The sequence below is a fragment of the Limnohabitans planktonicus II-D5 genome, from assembly GCF_001270065.2.
GTDB lineage: Bacteria > Pseudomonadota > Gammaproteobacteria > Burkholderiales > Burkholderiaceae_C > Limnohabitans_A > Limnohabitans_A planktonicus.
This window is the reverse complement of the sequence record NZ_LFYT02000005.1, coordinates 262,931-276,190: the sequence shown is the minus strand read 5'-3', so window position 1 is coordinate 276,190 and position 13,260 is coordinate 262,931. Positions and strand designations below refer to the sequence as shown.

At 62.6% G+C, this 13,260-nt stretch carries 16 protein-coding genes; 11 read left to right on the top strand and 5 right to left on the bottom strand.

Annotation, left to right across the window (positions count from 1 at the left end; translation table 11 throughout):
* The first annotated feature begins 512 nt into the window (after positions 1–512).
* From H663_RS26980 to H663_RS26960, 5 genes are all read left to right on the top strand, one after another.
* Positions 513–692 carry a hypothetical protein gene (locus H663_RS26980; RefSeq protein ID WP_053168829.1) on the top strand — a complete coding sequence of 60 codons (180 nt, stop codon included), beginning with the start codon at positions 513–515 and terminating at the stop codon, positions 690–692.
* Positions 693–744: 52 nt separating this feature from the next.
* The gene (locus H663_RS26975) at positions 745–1,677 is read left to right on the top strand and encodes an alpha/beta fold hydrolase (protein ID WP_240620415.1); all 933 of its coding nucleotides are present in this window, start codon (positions 745–747) and stop codon (positions 1,675–1,677) included.
* A 198-nt stretch (positions 1,678–1,875) separates the two neighbouring features.
* A complete protein-coding gene (locus tag H663_RS26970) occupies positions 1,876–2,073 on the top strand; it encodes a hypothetical protein (protein ID WP_053168827.1) in 198 nt (65 codons plus the stop codon).
* Between the two features lie 114 nt (positions 2,074–2,187).
* Positions 2,188–2,676, top strand: a complete 489-nt coding sequence (locus tag H663_RS26965) for a TspO/MBR family protein (RefSeq protein ID WP_053169384.1) — start codon at positions 2,188–2,190, stop codon at positions 2,674–2,676.
* 290 nt (positions 2,677–2,966) lie between these two features.
* Positions 2,967–3,812, top strand: coding sequence for a cobalamin B12-binding domain-containing protein (locus H663_RS26960; RefSeq protein ID WP_240620413.1), 846 nt, complete (start codon positions 2,967–2,969; stop codon positions 3,810–3,812).
* Here the strand turns inward: H663_RS26960 and H663_RS26955 are convergent.
* The 5 genes from H663_RS26955 to H663_RS26935 form a co-directional block, all read right to left on the bottom strand.
* Positions 3,806–5,041, bottom strand: coding sequence for a potassium/proton antiporter (locus tag H663_RS26955; protein ID WP_240620411.1), 1,236 nt, complete (start codon positions 5,039–5,041; stop codon positions 3,806–3,808). The two genes, H663_RS26960 and H663_RS26955, sit on opposite strands and share 7 nt — an antisense overlap.
* A gap of 45 nt (positions 5,042–5,086) precedes the next feature.
* Positions 5,087–5,980: an alpha/beta fold hydrolase BchO gene (gene bchO / locus H663_RS26950; protein ID WP_053168824.1), complete on the bottom strand. Its 894-nt coding sequence runs from the start codon at positions 5,978–5,980 to the stop codon at positions 5,087–5,089.
* 6 nt (positions 5,981–5,986) lie between these two features.
* Positions 5,987–7,864 carry a magnesium chelatase subunit D gene (locus H663_RS26945; RefSeq protein ID WP_053168821.1) on the bottom strand — a complete coding sequence of 626 codons (1,878 nt, stop codon included), beginning with the start codon at positions 7,862–7,864 and terminating at the stop codon, positions 5,987–5,989.
* 13 nt (positions 7,865–7,877) lie between these two features.
* Positions 7,878–8,903, bottom strand: coding sequence for a magnesium chelatase ATPase subunit I (gene bchI, locus H663_RS26940; RefSeq protein ID WP_053168819.1), 1,026 nt, complete (start codon positions 8,901–8,903; stop codon positions 7,878–7,880).
* A 210-nt stretch (positions 8,904–9,113) separates the two neighbouring features.
* Positions 9,114–9,704: an NnrU family protein gene (locus H663_RS26935; protein WP_053169382.1), complete on the bottom strand. Its 591-nt coding sequence runs from the start codon at positions 9,702–9,704 to the stop codon at positions 9,114–9,116.
* A 194-nt stretch (positions 9,705–9,898) separates the two neighbouring features.
* On the opposite strand from H663_RS26935, the gene H663_RS26930 reads away from it, so the two are divergent.
* From H663_RS26930 to ccmE, 6 genes are all read left to right on the top strand, one after another.
* A complete protein-coding gene (locus tag H663_RS26930) occupies positions 9,899–10,225 on the top strand; it encodes a high-potential iron-sulfur protein (RefSeq protein ID WP_205872682.1) in 327 nt (108 codons plus the stop codon).
* Positions 10,226–10,421: 196 nt separating this feature from the next.
* Positions 10,422–11,063 carry a cytochrome c biogenesis heme-transporting ATPase CcmA gene (gene ccmA, locus H663_RS26925; protein WP_053168817.1) on the top strand — a complete coding sequence of 214 codons (642 nt, stop codon included), beginning with the start codon at positions 10,422–10,424 and terminating at the stop codon, positions 11,061–11,063.
* 65 nt (positions 11,064–11,128) lie between these two features.
* Entirely contained in the window at positions 11,129–11,785 is a 657-nt protein-coding gene (ccmB, locus tag H663_RS26920; protein WP_053169378.1) for a heme exporter protein CcmB, read from the top strand.
* A 10-nt stretch (positions 11,786–11,795) separates the two neighbouring features.
* Entirely contained in the window at positions 11,796–12,563 is a 768-nt protein-coding gene (gene ccmC / locus H663_RS26915) for a heme ABC transporter permease CcmC (protein WP_053168815.1), read from the top strand.
* The gene (gene ccmD, locus H663_RS26910) at positions 12,560–12,814 is read left to right on the top strand and encodes a heme exporter protein CcmD (RefSeq protein WP_053168814.1); all 255 of its coding nucleotides are present in this window, start codon (positions 12,560–12,562) and stop codon (positions 12,812–12,814) included. Before ccmC ends, ccmD begins: the two co-directional genes overlap by 4 nt.
* Complete coding sequence (gene ccmE / locus H663_RS26905; RefSeq protein ID WP_053168812.1) at positions 12,811–13,257, top strand: cytochrome c maturation protein CcmE; 447 nt, start codon at positions 12,811–12,813, stop codon at positions 13,255–13,257. Before ccmD ends, ccmE begins: the two co-directional genes overlap by 4 nt.
* Positions 13,258–13,260 lie beyond the last annotated feature (3 nt).

The following is a 13,260-nucleotide window of genomic DNA, read 5'->3' as shown; positions in this document are numbered from 1 at the left end:
ATGAACAAGGAACTGGCGCGCAAAGACCCGATGGCCCATGTGCGCATCTTCCTCAAGGACATGGCGCACCTGCTGGGGATGGCGCGAACCTGATGCCCTAGCGTTGGGCGCTTTAGGTTGAGCGATTGGCGTTTGGCGTTGAGCGGTGGACGTTATTGATTCGGCCCTGTGAAGTTTTCAATGCGCAAAGCTGTTGTAGGTCGGCGGTCGAAGACCCCGACAGGGGCCTGTGCCGAAACCAATAACGTCGGACTCTTCGAGTGCCGACCTACGAGATGACATGTCTCACGCATTTCAAACTTCAGCGTGCCGGATCAATAGGTGGAGCTTTGATTTTCACGCTAAACGCCGAACCCTGAACGCCCAACGCCCAACGCCCAACGCCCAACGCCCAACGCCCAACGCTCAACGCTCAACGCTCAACGCTCAACGCTCAACGCTCAACGCTCAACGCTCAACGCTCAACGCTCAACGCTCAACGCTCAACGCTCAACGCTCAACGCTCAACGCTTATGCCCCCGACCTTGATCGCCACGATTTTCCTGTTCATGACCGCTGTGTGCGGTGTCGGCTATTGGTGCTTGGATCGAAAAATGGTGCGACTGTCTGACACCTTGCGCGACACCTACAAACTGGGTTTGATGATGATCTATGGTTTGCAGATGGTGTTGCTGCTGATGTTTGCCCTGTAGGGGGGGGCTGGTCCCCACACGGGTCATGCAGGACATGAAAAGGAATGTGTTCATGCTCATGATGGCTGTTTTGACGCTCTTGTCCTTGGGCTTGTGGACGCCCGACCTGTCGCGAGCTGATGTGGAGTCCCGCTACCTGCAGGCACCGGATGATTTGCGTACGGTGGGAGCATGGCGTTTGCATGTGCGAGACAGTGGCCCTCGGCAGGCACCTGTGGTGGTTTTTCTGCATGGTTTTGGGGCCAGCTTGCACACCTGGGATGCTTGGTCATCGGGTCTGATGAAAACGCATCGCGTGATCCGTCTGGATCTGCCCGGCAGCGGCCTGAGTCCGCCCGATCCAGCCAATGACTACAGCGATGCGCGTAGCCTTCAATTACTGGTGAGTTTGCTGGACGAATTGGGCGTGTCACGCGCCAGTATCGTGGGCCATTCGATGGGTGGACGCATTGCTTGGACGTTTGCGGCCAAGCACCCCGAGCGAACAGACCGGCTGGTGTTGATTGCGCCCGATGGCTTTGCCAGTGAAGGCTTTGAATACGGCAAACCCCCGCAGGTGCCGGTCATCATGGGCTTGATGCGCTACGTGCTGCCGAAGTCTGTGCTGCGCATGAACCTGAATAGTGCCTATGCGCACCCCGATCATCTGACCGATGCGCTGACCACCCGATACCATGACCTGATGCGCGCGCCAGGTGCGCGTGAGGCCATGCTGGAGCGTTTGAAGCAAACCGTGTTGCAAGAACCAGGGCCGATGCTGCGACAAATCAAAGCCCCCACGTTGCTGGTTTGGGGACAGGCCGATGCCATGATTCCGTCGAGCAACGCCCGCGATTACCTGCAGGCCATAGCTGGCAGTCGGCTCCAGTCATGGCCTGGGGTGGGTCATTTGCCACAAGAAGAGGCCGCAGAGGTTTCGCTGCAGGCGGTGGCGGATTTCTTATGGATTCGGCCCTGTGAAGGGTTCAATGCTCAAGGATGTTGAAGGTTGGCGGTCGAAGACCCTGACATGGTCCTGTACCGAAACCCATCTTGTCGGACGCTGCGAGTGCCAACTTGCGAGATGACATGTCTCGCCCATTTCAAACTTCAGCGTGCCCGATCAATCAGATGAAGCAAGTCGGGTGTTGCGTGTGCTCACTTGTGTGATGCGGCGGCCTTTGGTGGGTCGAACATCGTCCCCATGCGCCTTGACAACTTCCGCTGGGGGAACTGTTTTTGGGCCAGTCGTTGGCGGACGTTTCGTGCACCAGGCCCAGAAAACCAGCAACAAGGCCTGGCCTTTGAGTCCTGCATCGACAAGGTTCTGGCGCGAATGGACCCGATGACCCATCTGCGCCGCGCCCTCAAGGACATGGAGGTCCTGCTGGGCTTGGCGTGATCGTAAAGCGCGGTCTTTGTGTGGAGTGGGCGTGTGGAGGGGCGTCAGGAGCGCGGGTACGGAGAAGTCCCTGCACGCACAGTCAGTGCGGCAAGTGCGAGGACAATGCGCGGCATGAACAAACAATCTGTGACCCGACTGGCCTGGGCCTTTGCACTGAGCTATGCCACCGCAGGCATCGGCGGTGCCTTGACGGATCTGGGCCCTTGGTACTTTGCACTGAATCACCCCGCCTGGAAACCGCCGGACGCCGCCTTTGGCGTGATCTGGAGCACCATCTTTACCCTGTGTGCCATCAGCGGCTGGCTGGCCTGGCAAGCGGCTCACACCCGTGTGTTGCGCCTGCGCGTGGCGTGGTTGTTTGGCGTGAATGCCGTGCTCAACATCGTTTGGAGTGCGCTTTATTTCAAGTTGCAACGCCCGGACTGGGCGCTGCTGGAGGTGGTGTTTCTGTGGCTGTCCATCGTGGCCTTGATCGTGGGCCTTTGGCGTCTGTCAAAGTGGGCCAGCATGCTGTTGCTCACCTACTGGATTTGGGTCAGCATTGCCGCCGTGCTGAACCTGCACACCGTGCAACTCAATGGGCCTTTTACCGGGGGGTGATGAGGTTCAGACACCCATGGAAGGCGGCTTTTTGGTGTGCGCAAAAGGCCTTTGGGCCATGCTGGCGCAGGTGCCCAAGCCGTGGGCGCTGGGCATAAGACGAGCCCCCTGAACCCCAGAAAAGGAATTCCAGGCTTGTCAAGCCTAGGGTTTCTCAGGCTTGTTGATCTAAGTCAATGAATTTATAAACCCCACTGCAACAGCGGACCGGCAAGCTATGTCGCTGGCGAATTGACGCCCCGGTTTTCACCTTCTCCACAGGTGACACGCTCGTGTTGCCAGGAACGTGCATGTCTGAGTTCAATGACTTGGGTGGTCCATCGAATGGTTTGAAACGGACTCACAACCTGCCTGAGGATTGCAAAGAATCCCTGCTGGTTGTGATTGAAAAGCAGATCATTCCCCGATTGCTCAATGTTCAGCAATTTTTTCCAGCCCAGGCCAAAAAGGCCCTGGCCAGCAGCGACACCGAGTCCTTCGATGAGCAGCCTGAATTCCAGGCCTTCACACAGCACTGTCTGAGTGGTGACGCCTTGAAGGCCAACCAGATCGTGGATGCCCTGATGGGCAGGGGCTTGGCGCATGACCGGATTTTTCTGGAGCTGATCACCCCGGCGGCCCGCCATTTGGGGGTCTTGTGGGAGCAGGACTTGTGCGATTTCACCCAAGTCACCTGCGGCTTGGCCATGATGCACCAGATGATTTACCGGCTGGGTTATGCGTCGCCCGCCGGGCAGCCTGATGTGGGCGAGCGTGAACGGGTCATGTTGGCCTGTGCGCCGGGCTCTCAGCATTTTTTAGGCCTGACCATCGTGGCCGATTTTTTCCGACAAGCAGGCTCTGAGGTGGTCCTCGAAATCTCCTCCACCGAGTCCGAGTTGCTGCGGGCGGTGGCCAATGAGTGGTTTGATGTGGTGGGTATTTCGGTTGCCCTGCAGTCGCAGTTGCAAACTTTGCCCGACTTGATTGCGCACTTGCGGGCCAGTTCAGGCAACCCGAAAGTGCGGGTGGTGTTGGGTGGGCCCATTTTCCTGAGGGAGGAATTCAGTCCTCAAACGCTGGGCGCAGATGCCATCTTCACGGATGCCCGGGAGGCCGTGGGCGCCGTCAAGCGCTTGGTGCGCTCATCCTATTGACGGGGGCCCTTATCTTTTTCAAGAGCATGCAGCTGGCGTGCGCTCACGGCGATGGTGGAGCCTTGCAGCACCAATGAAGTCAGCACCACAACGAAGGCCACATTGAAGTAGATGCGCGCACCCTCGACACCCGCCATGACCGGAAAAACGGCCAGCACAATTGGTACCGCGCCACGCAGACCCACCCAGGAAATGAACGCGATTTCCCGCCCGGAAAAGCGCATCGGTGCCAAGCATACCCATACCGAGAGCGGGCGCGCCACGAACATCAACACCAAAGATACGCCGATCGCAGGCCACAGCGTGCGCAGCATATCGGTCGGTGTGACCAACAGACCCAACAACAAGAACATGCTCGCTTGCGACAGCCAGGCGTAACCGTCCATGGCCGACAGGCAAGCGCGCACCTGAAGCCGAGCGCGGTTGCCGACGACGACGCCCATGAGGTAAACCGCCAAAAAGCCAGAACCGCCAAACCATGTGGTGAATGCGAACACGGTCAGCCCGCCGGAGACCACCAGCAATGCCCGGATGCCGCCACCGCCATCCTCGCCACGCCCCAGGCGCTTGAGTATTTCGGCCAATCCCCAGCCGCACCCCAGACCCAGCAAGCTGCCCCAGCCCAGTTGTTTCAGCAGTGACAAGAGCACGTCTTGGGCTTGCAGCGTGTGCGCAGTCCCTGAAGACAAGGCGATCGCAATGAAGGTCATCGTCAGGAAAACGGCCATGGGGTCGTTCATGCCCGACTCGATTTCCAGCGTGGCTGCCACGCGCTCCTGGAGTTGCACCCCGGAGGACTTGAGCAGGGAAAACACCGCCGCCGCGTCGGTTGAGCCAACAATGGCTCCCACCAGCAAGGCCAAAGGCCAGGACAAATCAAGCAAGCAATGGGCAGCCAGACCCGTGATCGCCGTGCACAGCAGCACGCCCAGCGTGGCCAGCCAGAGCGAGGGCCGCAATCCGGTTCGGAAAGTGCTCATCTGCGTGCGCAAGCCGCCGTCCAGCAAAATCACGGCCAGCGCCACGTTGCCCACCCAAAAGCTCAAGCGAAAGTCATCAAAAGCCAGGCCGCCCGGGCCATCTTCGCCCGCCAGAATGCCGACCACCAGAAAAATCAGCAGGAAAGAAAAGCCAATCCGGGCAGAAAACACCCCGGCCAACACACTGACGAACACCAGTGCGGCCGTCGCCATCAAGGGCAAAGACAAAAAATCGAGTGATAAATCCATGCAATGAAACTAACACACCCACATACCCGGGGCGCTGTGGCAGTGTCAGATACCGCACCAAAGCAAAATCTGTTGCGCCGTGCCCGAGGGATCTTGCTCATGGGCCAGATGGCCCAAACCCGCTTGAACGTGCAGGCGCGCTTGCGGCAAGCGCTGGCAGGCGTCGTTGGCCAAGGCCGGGGGCACGGTCAGGTCTTGTGCGCCGATGTGCATGAACACGGGGTTGCGGATCTCGTGCAGGCGTGCCGCCAGGGGCTTGAGCCGCCAGGCCGCCATCATCGACAGCACGCCGTGCACATGGCCCGAGTCGCTCAGCACGCGGGTGTAAAGGTCAATCCCTTGCGCGTCGAGCGTGGAGCCAGTGCGTGCGATCCACTCGGCCACCGCACCCGGTTTGGCCGCCAGCTTGGCGGTGACCCAGGCGGACAGCGGGTTGAGCGCCGCCAATTTTGCGGCAGGGCCGAACAGCCAAGACGCCACGCCCGGCAGCGGCAGCCAGGCGGGGTTCAGGCCGATCAGGGTGCTGCGCGCTGCGCTGCCAAAGTGCAGCGCCATGTGCGCGGCAATCGCCGCGCCTGCCGAGTGGCCCACGATGACCTGCGGCGTGAGTTGCAGTTGCAGCATCAACGCCCGCATGCCCTCGGCCATGCCGGGCAGCGACAGCGCGCCTTCGGGGCCCCGGCTGGTGAAGGCGTGGCCGGGCAGGTCGGGTGCGACCACGGTGAAGTGCTGGGCCAATATGGGCATGAGGCCACGCCAGCTGAAGTGGCCCGATCCCGTGCCGTGCAAAAGCAGCATGCAGGGGCCTTGGCCGGTTTGTTGCACATGCCACTGGATGCCACCTGCTTGCACCAATCGGCTGTGATGGGCGTGCGGCCAAATGTCTGGATGGGCCTGGTGGTCGGCCCAGGCCATGCCGGGGTAGAAGCTGTCAAACATGGCGACTCAAGCCTGCGGGCTGCGCACCCGCTCGATGGCGTGGGCCATGCGCTGGGACTGGACCTGCGGCATGGGCAGGTAACTTGCGCCCATGGTGACCGCCAGTTGCTGCGCTTGCGCATCAGGCTGCATGGACGTGTCGATCCACAAGGCGCGGTGGCCGCTGGCGCGCCACTGCTGGCCCCAGCTTTGCGCGTCCAGTTGCGCTTGGGCGCGACCGCCCAGGCCTTGCAGCGTCACGTTGGCGCGGCCATCGCTCAGCACCACCAAGATGGGTGTGACGCCTTGGCGCTGCAGCTGCGCCGCTTGTTCGTGTGCCATTTTCAGGGCCAGCGCCAAGGGCGTGCCGCCGCCACCGGGCAGGCCGGTCATGGCGCGTTTGGCGCGCACCAGAGAACGCGTCATGGGCAGCAGCAATTGCGCCTGCGCGCCCCGAAAGGCCACGATGCAGACGCTGTCGCGCCGGGCATAGGACTGCTGCAGCAACAACTCGACCGCGCCTTTTGCCTCGGCCAAGCGCTGCAAAGCGGCCGAGCCCGAAGCGTCGAGTGCCAGGATCAGGCAGCTGGAGGCGCGCTGCTGGTAGCGCTGGATGTGGAAGTCCTCGGCGCGAATCGCCACGCGGCCGCTGCTGTGCGCTTGCCGCAAACGCTGTTTGGGTGCGGCGGCGCGCAAGGTGGCCAGCACATGCAGGCGCGCCTGACCGCCGGGGCGGCCCGGACGTGGGGGCAGGGGCCGGCCGCGCTGCGAGCCGGCCCGGGTTTGGCCGCTGCGGCCCGAGGTGTTGTGGCTGGCCGCGCCTTGGCGCGTCATCAACGCGTCGAGCATGTGCGGTGGCAAGCTGGCCAAGGCAGCGGCGACCATCATTTCTTGCAGGTCTTCGGCACTCGGTTCGGCGTTCTGTTCGGGTGGTGGGGCAGTGTCTGGGTCCTTGTCTTTTGCAGCGTCGTTCTCAGGCGCTTGGTCGGAGTCGTCTGGGGGCTCCGGCGGCTCCGGTGGCGGTGTGGCGTCTTCCGGTGGCGCTGCTTCTGATTCTTGTGCAGACGGCTCGGCCGGCCATTGTGTGGCGCGGGGGGCCAGCACGCAGCGCGCGGCAAAGCCCAGATCGTCGGCATCCAGCGTGCTGCGCCCGTTCAGCGCCGCATGGCCGCAGGCCACGCGCAGCGCCAAACTGGGCACGCGCAAGGAGCCAATGCCCAGGCCCAGCGCCGCCGCGCACAGGGCTTGCAATTGCTCGTCGGTGGCTTGCACTTGCGGCAGCTGTTCGCGGGCGCGGGCCAAAGCGCCGGGGCTGAGGCGAATCTGCAGGCCCTCCGATTCGCTGTCGCCCTGCCACGCAGCGTGGATGTCGCTGGGCGAGAGTTCGTGCAGGTCCAGCCACACGCCCAGGCGCTCGGCCAGGGCCGCGCCCACGCTGGGCTCGTCAGGCAAGGATTCGTCGAGCGCCACCACGCCAAAGCGGGTGGGTGTGGGGGCTGCGCTGTGGCGGTTGGGTGGCACCTGGCCTTGCTCCAGCGCTTGCACCAAAGGCGCGAGCAGGGCGGGCGACAGGCGTTCGGCCATGGGCAGGCAGACCAGGCCTTGGTCGGCTTGTTGCAGCAGGCCCGCTTGCAGGTGCAGTTGCCCGGTTTGCAGCGTGTGGGCCAGGTCGATGCCGCCCAGCAGCCGCTCGCTGTCCACCGAGCCGGGCACTTTGATGAGGCCCAAGCCTAATCCTGCCAGCGCTTGCAGCCAGCGCTCGCGCACCGGGCCGTGCGGTGCGCACAGGCACACGCCGCCAAAACCAAAGGGGTCGAGTTGCAACAGCTGCAGCGTGGTGAGCGCGTCGTTCCAGCGCTCGAGTGGGTCCGAAGGCGTGCTCGGTGGTGGGGCTTCGCGGGCCATGCGCACAGCCGGCTCAGGCGGCCAGCACTTCTTGCAAGCTGCGCTGCACGCGCGCGCCCGAGTCGGTGTCGTCCAGGGGGTTGCGGCGCAGGCGGTGGCGCAGGGCCAGCGGGGCCATGCTTTGCAGGTGCTCGGCCTTCACGGCTTTGTGGCCTTGCAGCGCGGCATAAGCGCGGGTGGCGCGCAGCAGCGTGAGTTCGGCGCGCAGGCCGTCGGTGCCCAGTTGCTGGCACAAGCGGGTGCACAGCATCAGCATGTCGTCGCTGACCTCGACCTCGTCCAGCAGGTCTCGCGCTTTGAGGATGCGCTTTTGCAGCTTCTGGTTGTCCTTGTGCCACAGCGCCTTGAAGGCCTCTGGGTCTTTATCGAAGGCGTCGCGGCGCTTGATGATGCTCACGCGCAGCGCCAGGTCTTGTGGCGTGCGCACCTGCACCGACAGGCCAAAGCGGTCCAGCAGTTGGGGGCGCAGCTCGCCTTCTTCGGGGTTGCCGCTGCCCACCAGCACAAAGCGGGCGGGGTGGCGCACGCTCAGGCCTTCGCGCTCGACCAGGTTTTCGCCCGATGCGGCCACGTCGATCAGCAGGTCCACCAGGTGGTCGTCGAGCAGGTTGACCTCGTCGATGTACAAAAAGCCCCGGTGCGCCTGGGCCAACAGTCCGGGGGCGAAGGATTTGACGCCTTGGGACAAGGCTTTTTCGAGGTCGAGTGCGCCGACCACGCGGTCTTCGGTCGCGCCCAAAGGCAGGTCGACCACGGCCACGCTTTGGCGCTCGGTCACCACTTTGGCCTTGGGGTCGCGGGCTTGGCAGACCGGGCAGGCACCCGCGGGTTTGGCCGGGTCACAGCGGTAGGGGCAGCCTTTGACAACCGAAATCGGGGGCAACAGGTCGGCCAAGGCGCGCACGGCAGTCGATTTGCCGGTGCCCCGGTCGCCCAAGACCAGCACGCCGCCAATCGACGGGTCCACCGCCACCACCTGGATGGCGAGGGTCATTTCATCCTGACCAACGATGGCCGCAAAAGGGAAGGTCAATGCCATGGGGCGTTCCGCAAAACTGTTCTCGGCCCATCATCCAAAAGACGTGGCAAAGTGTCAAGTTAAATTTACACTTGGCCTCGGATTTTTCGAGTCGGGGGCGTCAACTTTGTCGGATTCAGTCTTATCCCCATAGCGGGGAAGCAAATTCCAGCCGGGCTGAGGCAGCATGTGGTGGAAGCGAGGGGACGCTTCGCGGCGCAGGAACCACCTCTAGCCAGCCCGGGTAAAGGGCATCACGCCCACCAGCCAGACATGCAAACCGCCCATGAGGAAGGCCGCCCATACCCCGGTGCCCACCACCACCGCGAGCAAAGTACCCAACAGCTTGCCTTCGTACGCAGAGTGCATGTGCATGCGATCCCGTTGGCGGGCCGCGCGGAACACCAGTACCGACCAAACCAGGAAACCACCGAACAGCAAGACGTCTGCCAAATTGCCATTCGACAACAAATGCCCCAGTGCCCAGACCTTCACCGACAAGGTCATGGGGTGGCGCAGTTTGGCTTTGATCTGGTTGCCAGGCACATAGGTGGCTACCAGCAAAACCATGGCCACCCACATCAGCAAGATGGTGGCGTGCTGCATCCCGCGTGGCGGCGTCCACAGCACCACAGGGTCCAGCCGCGCCTGGCCGTAGCCTTGCACCAGCAGGTAAAGACCGAGCACGGCGACCGCCGCATAAACGGCCTTGAAGCCCAGCGTACCCCAACGGGCGATGCCGTTTTGGCGCATGTCCGGGGCCAAGCTTTGCAGTGAGTGAATGCCCAAAAAGAGCGCCAAGCCGATCAGCAGTTGCAGCATGTCAAAACCTTTGCGATGGATATGAGAATTTGTGCCGCATTCTGACACGGGCATGTCCATTGCGGTGGATATTCAAGAGCCCGGTCTATCCTGTGTGTTTTGCTCAAGTATCACGGCCCGCATGACAAGGTGACTGATGTGGCGCACAATGAACTGTCCAGTATTTTCTGACTATCTCTTCAAGGAGCCTATCCATGTCTCGTTTTTCTAAGCTGTCTTCGACCCGCCGTGTGTTCATGATGCAAGTGGCCACTGCCGCCACCGCTGTCTTGGCTGTGAGTGAGGCTTCTGCCCAAGCCATGGTGGATGAAAAAGATCCCCAAGCAGCAGGTTTGGCCTACAAAGCAGACGCCACCAAAGTGGACAAAGCCAAGAATCCCAAGTTTGCAGCCGGTTCCAACTGCGCCAACTGTGCGCTGTTCCAAGGCAAAGCAGGCGCGGCCAGTGGCGGTTGCCCCTTGTTTGCGGGCAAGCAAGTGGCTGCCAAGGGCTGGTGCTCGGCTTGGGCCAAAAAGGCTTGATGAGCCAACTGGCCATGGTGGGCTGAGATCCGCCAAGACCTCCAAAGCCGCCTTCGGGCGGTTTTTTTGCCCCCATTTCTGGCCCTGAACTCAGGGCATACCCTGATTTGCCGCTCTGATTCAAGGCTTTAGGCACACAAAGTGTCAATCTATCATTACACTTTGCCTTGTCTTCAACCGACCGGAAAGCCCTTTCATGGCGTCTTGGGTGCTCACAGCGATGGACCTGGCCTGCCAAAAGGCCCAGCGGACCTTGTTCGAGGGCGTGAGCTTTTCCGTGCCTGCGGGCAGTTGGTTGCACATCGAAGGCGGCAACGGCTGCGGCAAGACCAGTTTGCTGCGCATCCTGTGTGGCCTGTCTCCGGCGGCGCGCGGTCAGGTGCTGTGGCCTTCATCCCCAGGTACCCAAGTTTCTCGCCCCGACCGTTCGGTGCTGCATTACATCGGCCACGCCTTGGGTCTCAAGCCCGACCTCACTGCTTGTGAAAACCTGTGTGTGGATGCCCAGGTCAGCGGCTTGGCGCTCAGCCGCGCGCAGGCGGTGCAAGCGCTGGCCGCCCAAGGCCTGCAAAGCCGGGCCCACTTGCCCGTGCGGGTTTTGTCGCAAGGCCAGCGGCAAGGTGTGGCTCTGGCGCGTTTGCGCACCAGCCCGGCGCGGCTGTGGATCTTGGACGAGCCCCTGGTGGGCTTGGATGCCCAAGCCACCGCCACGGCCCGCGCCTTGCTGCAGTCGCATGTGGACGCAGGTGGCGCGGTGGTCATGACCAGCCACCACGATGTGGGCCTGCAAGGCCCGGGTGCGCGTTTGCACTTGGGCCGAGAGACGGGCCAAGCATGAACACATCGACCATGAATGTCCCGGTCCACACGCAAGCGCTCGTGCTGCCCAGCCCTTGGCAAGCCATGGGCGGCGTGCTGCGACGCGACCTGCGCTTGGCCTTTCGGCGCAAGGCCGAGTGGTTGGGCGCGGTGTTTTTCTTTGTGTTGGTGGCGGCTTTGTTCCCGCTGGCGATTGGCCCCGAGCCGAACACGCTGCGCCTGATCGGGCCGGGGGTGTTGTGGGTGGCGGCCTTGCTGGCCAGCATGCTGAGCCTGGGCCGCTTGTTCGAGGCCGACCACCAGGACGGCAGCCTGGAGCAGATGGCTTTGTCGGCCGCGCCCCTGTCCTGGCTGGTGTCGGCCAAGGTGGCGGCGCACTGGTTGATCGCGGGTCTGCCTTTGGTGCTGCTGTCGCCGCTTTTGGGTTTGCAGTACGGGTTGAGCTCAGAGGCGCTGGCCATGCTGGCTTTGAGCTTGTTGATTGGCACGCCGGTTTTGTCCATGCTGGGTGCAATAGGCGCGGCCCTCACTTTGGGGGTGCGTGGCGGTGGCGTGTTGCAGTCGCTGTTGCTCTTGCCTTTGTACGTGCCGGTGCTGGTGTTTGGCGCGGGTGCGGTCGATGCGCAGCTGCGCGGACTTGGAGCACAAGCCCATGTGTCGGTGTTGTTGGCTTTGTTGTTGCTTGCAGCTGCGTTCAGCCCTTGGGCTTGCTCAGCGGCTTTGCGCCTGGCGCTGGAATGAAGGACCCGAGATGAAACTGTTTCATTACGCCGCGCCGCAACATTTTTACCCCCTGGCTGGGCGCATCTGGCCCTGGCTGGCGCTGCTGGCCACGGTGCTGGCCTTGGCGGGTTTGTGGGTGGGCTTCATGGTCGCGCCCTCCGACGCGCAGCAGGGCCAGGCCTACCGCATCATTTACATCCATGTGCCGGTGTCGTGGTTGGCCATGGTCATTTACCTGGCCATGGCGTTTTGGAGTGTGTTGGGTCTGGTGTTCAACACGCGCTTGTCGGGCTTGATGACCCGCGCACTCGCGCCCACTGGGGCCTTGTTGGCGTTTTTGTCGCTGTGGACCGGGGCCTTGTGGGGCAAGCCGATGTGGGGCACTTATTGGGTGTGGGACGCGCGGCTGACCTCGATGTTGATCTTGCTGTTTTTGTATTTGGGCTACATCGCCTTGACCTCGGCCATCGAAGACCCGCGCCGCTCGGACCGGGCAGGCGCTTTGGTCGCGGTGGTGGGGGCGGTGAACGTGCCCATCATTTACTTCTCGGTCAAATGGTGGAACACCTTGCACCAAGGTGCCTCGGTGTCGCTGACGCAGTCGCCGCGCATGGCCAGCATCATGCTGACCGGCATGCTGCTGATGAGCTTGGCGGTGTGGTTGTACGCCGCTGCCATCGCGCTGTGGCGCGTGCGCAGCTTGATTTTGGAGCGTGACAGCCACGCGGCCTGGGTGCAACAACTGCCTGAAGTACTGGCGCACCGCGCGCAACGCGCATTGAGAGGTGCCGCATGATTTGGCAAAGCGCAGCCGAGTTTTGGGCCATGGGTGGCTATGGCGTGTACGTGTGGGGCAGCATGGGCGTGAGCGCGGCTTTGCTGGCTTTGGAGGTGCTGCTCGCACGCATGGGCAGGCGCCAAGCGCTGGACGCGGTGTGCGAGGCCATGGACGCGCAGGCCCTGGATGGCGAACCCCCGGGCGCTTTCCAGGCCAGCCCAGTCGGGCCATCGCGCCCCCTTCATTTCACCCAAGGAGCTGCGTCATGAAAAGCCGCCATCAGCGACTGTTTGGTATCGCACTGGGCTTGCTGCTCGTGTGCGGTGCGCTGTTTTTTGTGCTCAACGCCTTCCAGAGCAACCTGGTGTTTTTCTTCACGCCCACACAAGTGGTGGCGGGCGAAGCGCCCAAAGAGGGGCACTTTCGTGTCGGCGGTTTGGTCAAGGAAGGCAGCATCCAGCGCGACGGCATGGCGGTGGCTTTTGTGGTGACCGACACGCAGCGCGAGGTGCCGGTGCGCTACGTGGGCCTGCTGCCCGATTTGTTCAAAGAGGGCAAGGGCGTGGTGGCGCAAGGCCGCCTGGAAGGGGGCCTGCAGTTCGTGGCCAGCGAGGTGCTGGCCAAGCACGACGAAAACTACATGCCGCCCGAAGCCCAGCACGCGCTGGACGAGGCGGCCAAAGCCCGCATGGGCGCGGCGGTGTCGCAATGACGA

Bases quoted from the DNA above. Each gene is read 5' to 3' on its own strand.
- H663_RS26975 (WP_240620415.1), top strand. From the start codon at position 745: ATGCTCATGATGGCTGTTTTGACGCTCTTGTCCTTGGGCTTGTGGACG.
- ccmD (WP_053168814.1), top strand. From the start codon at position 12,560: ATGATTTGGCAAAGCGCAGCCGAGTTTTGGGCCATGGGTGGCTATGGC.
- H663_RS26930 (WP_205872682.1), top strand. From the start codon at position 9,899: ATGTCTCGTTTTTCTAAGCTGTCTTCGACCCGCCGTGTGTTCATGATG.
- H663_RS26935 (WP_053169382.1), bottom strand. From the start codon at position 9,704: ATGCTGCAACTGCTGATCGGCTTGGCGCTCTTTTTGGGCATTCACTCA.
- ccmC (WP_053168815.1), top strand. From the start codon at position 11,796: ATGAAACTGTTTCATTACGCCGCGCCGCAACATTTTTACCCCCTGGCT.
- H663_RS26955 (WP_240620411.1), bottom strand. From the start codon at position 5,041: ATGGATTTATCACTCGATTTTTTGTCTTTGCCCTTGATGGCGACGGCC.
- H663_RS26965 (WP_053169384.1), top strand. From the start codon at position 2,188: ATGAACAAACAATCTGTGACCCGACTGGCCTGGGCCTTTGCACTGAGC.
- H663_RS26980 (WP_053168829.1), top strand. From the start codon at position 513: ATGCCCCCGACCTTGATCGCCACGATTTTCCTGTTCATGACCGCTGTG.
- ccmE (WP_053168812.1), top strand. From the start codon at position 12,811: ATGAAAAGCCGCCATCAGCGACTGTTTGGTATCGCACTGGGCTTGCTG.
- ccmB (WP_053169378.1), top strand. From the start codon at position 11,129: ATGGGCGGCGTGCTGCGACGCGACCTGCGCTTGGCCTTTCGGCGCAAG.
- H663_RS26945 (WP_053168821.1), bottom strand. From the start codon at position 7,864: ATGGCCCGCGAAGCCCCACCACCGAGCACGCCTTCGGACCCACTCGAG.
- bchI (WP_053168819.1), bottom strand. From the start codon at position 8,903: ATGGCATTGACCTTCCCTTTTGCGGCCATCGTTGGTCAGGATGAAATG.
- H663_RS26970 (WP_053168827.1), top strand. From the start codon at position 1,876: ATGCGCCTTGACAACTTCCGCTGGGGGAACTGTTTTTGGGCCAGTCGT.
- bchO (WP_053168824.1), bottom strand. From the start codon at position 5,980: ATGTTTGACAGCTTCTACCCCGGCATGGCCTGGGCCGACCACCAGGCC.
- H663_RS26960 (WP_240620413.1), top strand. From the start codon at position 2,967: ATGTCTGAGTTCAATGACTTGGGTGGTCCATCGAATGGTTTGAAACGG.
- ccmA (WP_053168817.1), top strand. From the start codon at position 10,422: ATGGCGTCTTGGGTGCTCACAGCGATGGACCTGGCCTGCCAAAAGGCC.